Annotated in this window: 7 protein-coding genes; all 7 read left to right on the forward strand. The window is 54.6% G+C overall.

Annotated features, from left to right (window positions below; all coding sequences use genetic code 11):
- A partial coding sequence (locus Q1K23_RS06480) for a hypothetical protein (protein WP_300363329.1) occupies positions 1–723 on the forward strand: 723 nt, incomplete at its 5' end.
- Entirely contained in the window at positions 716–1,117 is a 402-nt protein-coding gene (locus tag Q1K23_RS06485; protein ID WP_300363330.1) for a hypothetical protein, read from the forward strand. The genes Q1K23_RS06480 and Q1K23_RS06485, both read left to right, overlap by 8 nt.
- Positions 1,114–1,623 (forward strand): hypothetical protein, encoded by a 510-nt coding sequence (locus Q1K23_RS06490; protein ID WP_300363331.1) that lies wholly within the window; start codon positions 1,114–1,116, stop codon positions 1,621–1,623. The genes Q1K23_RS06485 and Q1K23_RS06490 overlap by 4 nt, the downstream gene beginning before the upstream one ends.
- Entirely contained in the window at positions 1,607–2,434 is an 828-nt protein-coding gene (locus Q1K23_RS06495) for a type II secretion system protein N (RefSeq protein ID WP_300363332.1), read from the forward strand. Before Q1K23_RS06490 ends, Q1K23_RS06495 begins: the two co-directional genes overlap by 17 nt.
- On the forward strand, positions 2,421–4,256 hold the full coding sequence (locus Q1K23_RS06500) for a secretin N-terminal domain-containing protein (protein WP_300363333.1): 1,836 nt from the start codon (positions 2,421–2,423) through the stop codon (positions 4,254–4,256). The genes Q1K23_RS06495 and Q1K23_RS06500 overlap by 14 nt, the downstream gene beginning before the upstream one ends.
- Positions 4,240–5,730 (forward strand): GspE/PulE family protein, encoded by a 1,491-nt coding sequence (locus Q1K23_RS06505; RefSeq protein ID WP_300363334.1) that lies wholly within the window; start codon positions 4,240–4,242, stop codon positions 5,728–5,730. The genes Q1K23_RS06500 and Q1K23_RS06505 overlap by 17 nt, the downstream gene beginning before the upstream one ends.
- A partial coding sequence (locus tag Q1K23_RS06510) for a type II secretion system F family protein (protein WP_300363335.1) occupies positions 5,727–6,919 on the forward strand: 1,193 nt, incomplete at its 3' end. The genes Q1K23_RS06505 and Q1K23_RS06510, both read left to right, overlap by 4 nt.

Genomic DNA, 6,919 nt, shown 5'->3' on the forward strand with positions numbered 1-6,919 from the left:
TACATCAGAGAAAACGAAACCATTACGAAAGAGCGGGAGGGTGATATCGTCGTCATATCGCCGACACTCTACTGGTACGCGCATGCCCAGTTTCCCACGAGCTCTCTCGCAAAGGCCCGGAAACTTGCCGATGCCTATCTCGACTCCCGCCCCGAATCCTACCAGACGATCCATGTCGAAAAAAGAGAGGGCGGGTTCGACTGTTACGCCTACGATGCGGAAGCGGTGCGTGCCAGACTCGAAGAAGCGGAGGCCGCCGACGCGCCCGCCTTTTTTCTGCAGCAGTTCGCCGAGGAGATGCCACTGCGTATCGACGACGACCTCATCGCGGATACGATCAACGGTGTGTGCATCGAGCTGCAGGATGGCAACAGAAACCTTCCCAGCATCGAATCTCTCGATTTCGACGCGGTAGCCGCTCCCTTCAACCGCACCGGAAGCGGAACCCTTTCCAACAAACTTCTCGTCGCTCTCGTCGCGCTTTTCGCCATCACGATGATTTTCGACCTCTCCCTCCGTTTTCAGAAATATTCGGCCATCGAGCGTGCCGCCGAAAGAGAGAGTGTCGACAAATCGGTCTACGAGCTCAAAGCCCTCGTATCGAAATATGAAAAAACAGCGTCGGAGCAGACGAAGCTGCGCAAAGAGATCAAGAAAGCTTTGAGCCGGCCCGGATTGAGAAGGCTGGAGTGCACGCCGTCGAAAGGATGCAGCCGTGAATAGTCCTTTCGCGAAAGTCTCTCTCGCCTCCATTGCCGCACTCCTTGTCGTATGGATCGCGGGTGCGCTCTTCATCGACCACAAAACGGCCGCTGCCGAAAAAGCGTATCGGGAGAAACATATTTTGATCGGGCGCTACGAAAGCCTCAAAGATCTCTGGTCCGAAAAGAGCCAGAGGCACGCCCTCAAGAAATTCAAAACGCTTTTGAGGCTTTATGGCATCACTCCCGATATCAGAAAACGTCGCAACCGGAAAATCTATACATTCAGGCTCGAAAAGAAAAACGCCGATTCGGTACTCACTAAACTCCTCAACAGCAATCTCGCCATATCGACGTTCAAAGTCAGAAAAATCGACAGACAGCACATCGAGGTGAGCGTGGGAGTCTCCGTATGATCTGGGCGAAACGCATAGCCGCGGCAGCGGGGGCTTTGCTGATATGGGCACTGCTCACTTTCGCCTTCATCTCCAAAGATCGTCTCTGCAACGGGATCATCGAAAGGCTCGCCCAGGAAAAAGTGACGCTCTGTTACGACAGACGCACCACTTCGATGACCGGATGCGAGATGAGATTCGTCACCCTCCTTTTCGTCCACTCTCCTGTCGCGAAGATCAAGGCCTTTTCCGCGACACCGTGGAAAATCGTAGCCGAGGGCATCCGGCTCGAAGGGATGGCGGCCGACGCGTTTCCGCCAAGGATCGAACGCGTCACGATTCTGCCTCTGGGCGGAACGATTTCCGCCGAAGGGGATTTCGGTACGCTGCGGGGAACATTCTCTTTGAGCGAAAGACATCTCTCTTTGCAGATCACCCCCTCTTCGCTGATGCAGAGAAACTACCGCTCCACCCTTCGGATGTTCAAACAAAAAAACGGAAAGTTTGTCTATGAAACGGCATTTTGACAAACTCGCACCCCTGGCCGTATGGCTTCTCATCATCGTACTGGCAGCGAAGCTTGGTGCCCTCGTCGTCGATGCGTTTTTCCCTCCGGTTCCCTCTCTCGAATGCACGGAACGCCCTTCCCACAAAAAGGAGAAATATCACTTCGCCAAAGCCTTCGGGCTCGAAAGCGGCACGCACAAACCCGCCACCTCCACCCGTCCGGCCCCCAAACCGGTCTCCCTCAGAGGCTACCAGCTGACGATGACCGCCGTGGGAGAGCCCAGTATGGCCATCATCGTCCACAATAGAAAAAGCAAACTTCTCACCGTCGGCGAATCGATCGACGGCTTCAGGCTCACCGAAGTCTACAAAGACCGTGTAAAGCTGACCAAAAACGGCCGGGAGTACTGGCTTATGATGAAAAAATCGAAGTCGTCCATCTCCACCAGAACACGCGCATCGCACGTGAAACGGAGCAGCCCTTCGGCCTACGCCGAACAGATCCGCCGGGAGGGAGACACCTACTACGTCCCGCGTGAGCTGCTCGAAGAGATGCACGACATCAAAAAGATCTTCAAATATATCACGCTCAAGCCGATCTACAGGGAGCACAAGATGGTCGGCTTCGGTGTCTCGAAAGTGAAAAAAGGTTCTGTTTTTGATAAAATGGGTCTGCATAAACGCGATATCATCGAAAAGATAAACGGCAGCCCGCTGACCAACGAAACGGAAGCGTTCAAATATTTCAACCAAATCAACGAACTGAGCTCACTGACGTTGACGATCAAACGGGGAAGCGAGCAGAAGGAGCTGCATTATGAGATTTTTTAAATTTTTTCTGTTTTTGGCTCTCTTGGCCCCGATGGGTGCGATGGCCGAAAAGATCACGATCAATTTCAACAACACGCCCATCAAGGATGTCATACGCTTCGTGGCGAAAGAGACGCACAACAACATCCTCATGACCGACAAGATCAGCGGTACCGTCAACTTCGTATCCGAAGAGCCCATCGACAAAGAGGAGCTCATCCCACTGCTGACGCAGATTCTCCAAAACCGCGGCTACACCATCATCAACGGCAACAACGGATACATGATGGTCACCCGCGCCGCCAACGCGAAAAAGCTGGCCAGCCCCGATGAAAAGGCGGAAGCGGGCATGGTGACGAAAATCATCCGCGTCCACTATATCAAGGCCAGCGACGCGGTCCAGAAACTGCGCTATCTCAGCAGTCAGTTCGCTTCCGTCACATTCGACAACCACAAAAACGTCATCATCATGACGGACTACCCCAAACAGATCAAGAATTTCGAAAAGACGCTCCGCAAAATCGATCAGCCGATGCAGAAGGAGATACGCTTCATCTCCCTGACCAACGCCGACGCCCTCAGCGCCGTCAAAGAGCTGAACACGATTTTCAAAGCGCTCAACACCACCTTCCGGTTCCCCGTCACCCTCAGCGCCGATGAAAAGAGCAACAAGATCGTCGTCATCGCCGACTCCCACGACATCGCCAAAGCGGTCGACATCGTCAAAAAATATGACCGCCAAAACAGCACCAAAGAGGTGATGAGCGACGTCATCTTCCTCAACAACGCCGAAGCGACGGCCACCGTCAAAATCCTCACAGGTCTGATGAAGAGTTTCGACAAGGAGACCCAGGCCCATGTCTCGGTCCAGGCGAAGGAGGATATCAACGCCATCGCCATCACGGGCACACCCCAGGCGGTCAAACTGATCACCAAAGTGATCAAGAAACTCGACATCGAACAGCAGCAGGTCTACGTCAAGGCGCACATCTACGAAATCAGTCAGCGGAAAATGGAGAACCTCGGTATCAAATGGGGGGCGGTCGCCGGAGGCATCACGGGCAACCTTCTGATGACCGGCCAGATGAACATGGGCGGCAGTGTCTTCACTCTGCCCGACATTCTGAGGGGTGCACTGAATCTCGACGAGATCGACGCCAATGTCGCCGTCGGCGCCATCATCGATCTCATGAAACAAAACGGTGCCGTCAATGTCATCAGCGAACCCAACATCCTCTGCCTCAACAACAAAAAGTCCTCCGTCTATATCGGAAAGACCATCTCCATCCTGACCAGCCAGTCCACGGGCGACCAGACCACCTCCACGACACGCAACACCTACAGCCGCGAGGACATCGGTCTGACGCTGGAGATCAAGCCGCAGATCGCCAGCGACAGCAAGGTGCTGATGGAGGTCAAGACGAAACTCGAGGACATCGACCAGTCCAGCACCAAAGTGGCCGACAGACCCACCACGTTCAAACGGGAGGTTCAGACCGTCGCCATCGTCAGGGACGGTGAAAACGTCATCATCGGAGGGCTCCTGAAAGACTACTACTCCAAAGGCGAAACGAAAGTCCCGATCCTGGGAGACATCCCGATCGTCGGATCGATATTCACCTCGAAAAACGATATCAAGGACCAGATCAACGTCATCATCGTCCTGACGCCCTATATCGTCAAAGACAGCGAGTCGCTGGCCGAAATCCAGACCAAGATCGCGAAAACCGAAGAGCTCAAGGCCGATCTGGCGAAAATTCTCGAAAAACGGCTCAAAGAGCGAAAAGCCAATTTCAACCGCGATGAAAACGAAAGTGTCCCGACCGATGTTTTCAACCGTTAAAAACCCGGAGATCCCCGCCTATACGGAGGTCCCCAATCTCGATTTTTACCTGAAAAACGGCCTGCTTTTCGGTATCTACGAAGAGACGCCCCACGCATTCATCCGGGAAAATCCCGACGCCAACATGCTCAATGCCCTCTCGCACCTGGGGGGACGTTATCCGGTGCTGCTCCTGGACGAAGAGAGTTACAACAACCTCAAAAACAGGTTTCTGGAAGCCCGCAGCGAAGAGGGGATCGAAGAGGTCGAGGGGTTCGAAAACCCCGAAGAGATCGAAAATTTCCTGCAGAACGAGGATCTCCTCAGCAGCGAAAACTCCGCGCCGATCATCCGGTACGTCAACTCCCTCTTCGTCCAGGCCGTCAAACGGCGGGCGACCGACATCCATATCGAAACCTTCGAAAAAGAGGGCGACGTACGGTTCCGCATCGACGGCGTACTGAACAAGATCGCGACACTCAAAAAGGGGGCGATCGAGTCGATCATCAACCGTATCAAAGTCATCTCCAACCTCGACATCTCCGAAACCCGCATCCCCCAGGACGGCCGGACGAAGATCACGATCGCGGGATCGGGCGTGGACGTGAGGGTTTCGATCCTGCCCACCTATTACGGTGAGAAAGTGGTGATGCGTCTTCTGATGAAAGGCGAGTCGATCCCGTCGCTGCACAATCTCGGCTTCTCCGTCGAAGTCTACAACAAACTCAAGTCGCTCCTCAAACACAGCTACGGGATGATTCTGATCACCGGTCCTACGGGAAGCGGTAAATCGACGACGCTCCACTCCTTTCTCAAAGAGATCGACCACGAACATTTCAACATCGTCACGATCGAGAACCCGGTCGAATACAACGCACCCGGCGTCAACCAGATCCAGGTGAACGAGAAGGTCAACCTCACCTTCTCCGAAGCGCTTCGCTCGATCCTCAGACAGGACCCCGACGTCATCATGGTAGGCGAGATGCGCGACAGCGAAACGGCGAAGATCGCCACCCAGGCGGCGATGACGGGCCACCTGCTGCTGTCTACCCTGCACACCAACAGCGCCGTGGCGGCCATACCAAGGCTTTTCGATATGGGAATCGACCCTTTCCTCGTCCGCTCCACACTCATCGGCATCCTCGCGCAGCGGCTGGTGCGCAAACTATGTCCCTACTGCAAAGTCGCCTACGCCCCCAGCGAAGAGGATATCGAATATTTCTATCTCGACCACGACACGAAGGTCTACGGTCCCAAGGGGTGCAAAAAGTGCGGCTTCACCGGATACAGGGGCCGCCGGGCCATCGGGGAGATCATACTTGTCGACGACGCCTTCGGAGCCAGAATCAAATATGGTGCGGACGAACAGTCGCTGCGAAACTATCTGATCGAAGAGACCGACTTCAAGCCGATGTTCGAAGAGCTCAGAAAGATGGTCATGACCGGTGAGACGAGCATTTCGGAAGCGATACGTATCGGAGTCAAAGGGGTATGACGTTTTCCTACAAAGGGTATGACAAAAGCGGCAAACGTGTCAAAGGCGCGATTACCGCCACATCCATCGAAGCCGCGAAGGAGCAGCTGAAATATCAGGGGATCCTGCTCGAAAAGATCAAACCGAAAACGCAGTTTTTCGTCCGTCCCATTCCCCCGGCACTCATCGCCGCGCTGGGTCGCAACCTCAGCCTCTACCTCAAAGCCGGCATCTCTCTCAACCAGGGTCTCCACCTCATCGCCGACAACTACCCGAAAAAGAGCAAACAGCGGGCTTTTCTCGAGGAGGTCGCCCGCCATATCGAAAGCGGCGGCTCCTTTTCGGACGCCCTGGGAGCCCAGAGCGTCTACTCCGTCCCGCCCTATTTCCTCCATACGATCAAAGTGGCCCAAAAAAGCGGAAATCTCGAAATGGTCCTGCTGGAACTCGCCGAATATGTCCAGGAGCAGGAGCGGATCAAACGTGACGTCACCAAAGCCTTCATCTACCCCACCTTCATCCTGCTGATCGCCATCGCGATGATCAACTTCATGCTCACGACCATCATCCCGAAAATCGTCGATATGTTCGAAAGCACGAAAAGCGAGCTGCCCACCTCCACGAAAATCACCCTGGCCCTTTCGCACTTCTTCCAGGCCTATTCGTGGCTGCTGCTGATCGTTTTCGCGGCCCTTGTCACCGCTTTGGTCCTTACATGGAAACGTAACGAGAAGTTCGGCTATGTCATGGATCGACTCGTACTGAAAGTTCCCCTTTTCGGTGACATGATCGTCTTCATGGAACTGGGACGCTTCAGCCGGGTCATGGCCCTGCTTCTGCAAAGCGGCGTTCCCTTCGCCCAGGCCCTCAATTTCGCCGGCCAGACCATCGGCAACCGCTACCTGCAGAGACTTTTCGGCAAGATCGCCGCACAGATCGTCGAAGGAAAGAGCTTCACCCAGGCCGTCAGGGAAAACGTCAAAAAGGGAGAGATCCCCAACGACTTCGTCAACGCCGTGGCACTGGGAGAGAAAAGCTCGCACCTGGCCTTCTCCCTCAAAAGCCTCGCCGAACTCTACGCCCAGCAAAACCGCGACCGCATCGAAGTGATGCTGGCCCTGCTCGAACCGGTACTCATGCTCACGATCGGAGGCATCATCGGCTTCCTGGTCATCTCGATGCTGCTGCCTATTTTTTCGATCAGTCTGGG

The organism is Hydrogenimonas sp., assembly GCF_029933015.1.
GTDB lineage: Bacteria > Campylobacterota > Campylobacteria > Campylobacterales > Hydrogenimonadaceae > Hydrogenimonas.